Origin of the sequence: Moorena sp. SIO3I8 (assembly GCF_010692325.1) — a bacterium.
In the GTDB taxonomy this organism is placed as follows: Bacteria; Cyanobacteriota; Cyanobacteriia; order Cyanobacteriales; family Coleofasciculaceae; genus Moorena.
Window position 1 is genome coordinate 1 of sequence record NZ_JAAHHW010000400.1, and the last position, 1,366, is coordinate 1,366.

A 1,366-nucleotide genomic window follows, 5' to 3' on the forward strand; every position below is an offset into this window, starting at 1 on the left:
TCTGACATTCAAAAGAAGCGGTTACTGGCAGCGGTTCAGAAGTCTTGATCAATCCCTTTTACTAATTAGGGAGTAGGGAGTAGGGAGTAGGGAGTAGGCAATAGGCATGCTAGCAATAGGCAATAGTGAAAAAATCTTGTGTACCTCTTGAGAGGTACACAAGTTGTGGATGTTAGGGCAGAAGGAATAGCGATGCAGTGCTACTCCCGACTCCCGACTCCCGACTCCCGACTCCCGACTCCCGACTCCCGACTCCCGACTCCCGACTCCCTAAAATCAGGTTTTCTGCTCAGGAATTACCACCGACCATACCTATCCATACCCCACGCCCCTCCAGATTTCACAGGTATTTTAGTCTCTGCAACTTGTACAAAAAACTGCTCATGATGCTTCCAGCTAATCTCTCCATGCCACGCTTTAATTAGAGCTTGCTCAACAACCCGAGGAAGTTCCCACCATGATAGGTTTTCCTGTAATAGCAATTTTTTAAGTCGCTTTAAGGCTTGCTGAGATGCTGGATCTTTAGAATCAAATAAAGGAGTTGCTAGTCGAATGGGGTCCTTTTGGACAGCACTGATTGACCGACTAACCACTCTACTTATTTGCTTAGCTAACTCCTTCATCCCTCGTTGCTTTTGGTACTTCCAACCTTTTTCACTAGACGCATACAACGGTGGGAGGCGATTGAGAGCATAGGTCGCTACTTCTATGGGATTAATACTTTTAGCTATCTCCGGCGACAGTTGATCTAGTCGTCGCTCGATTTCTTCTTCAACAAGGATTTCCATAACATTTTGATAGGCTTGAGTTCTTTGCATTAACCCTGACTTCATGACGATAACTCAATTAATAGTTTTTATGATCATGATTCTCCAATGCTTAGGTTGATAAACAGGTTGATTTTGTGTATACGTTCTGTTTGTTTGAATAAATTGAATTAAAGTTATGGTAAAGATTTAGACTACTTTATTTTATAATGTTATTAAGCAAAGGGAAGAGGGAATAGGGAATAGGGAACAGGGAGTCGGGAGTCGGGGGAACTATGTGGAATACACCTCATAAGTATGGAAAATGCTATATCATAGTTATCAATTGCTGGAAATTACGGCTAAAGATCAATTTCATCTCCCCAAACTCCCCACTCTCCCCAAACTCGAAGTTCCCACACTTCTCACGCTTCCCATACTTCCCACACTTCCCACACTTCCCATACTTCCCACACTTTCCACACTTCCCACATTGCTCCCTGCTCCCTGTTCCCTGTTCCCTGTTCCCTATTTGATACAATAGAGTGATTTGCTTGAAAAACCATTCCGATGATGTACGATACGATCGTGGTTGGCTCTGGTAATGGAGCCTGTGGGTT

General features: G+C 43.7%; 3 protein-coding genes. 1 reads left to right on the forward strand and 2 read right to left on the reverse strand.

What is annotated here, in order from left to right; translation table 11 throughout:
- Positions 1 to 165 precede the first annotated feature (165 nt).
- The gene (locus F6K51_RS37350) at positions 166 to 387 is read left to right on the forward strand and encodes a hypothetical protein (RefSeq protein WP_293031243.1); all 222 of its coding nucleotides are present in this window, start codon (positions 166 to 168) and stop codon (positions 385 to 387) included.
- On the opposite strand, the gene F6K51_RS38885 is transcribed toward F6K51_RS37350, so the two are convergent.
- Complete coding sequence (locus F6K51_RS38885; protein ID WP_365940662.1) at positions 297 to 833, reverse strand: late competence development ComFB family protein; 537 nt, start codon at positions 831 to 833, stop codon at positions 297 to 299. The genes F6K51_RS37350 and F6K51_RS38885 overlap by 91 nt on opposite strands.
- 338 nt (positions 834 to 1,171) lie before the next feature.
- The coding region (locus tag F6K51_RS37355; RefSeq protein ID WP_293031245.1) for a hypothetical protein at positions 1,172 to 1,366 on the reverse strand (195 nt) is incomplete at its 5' end.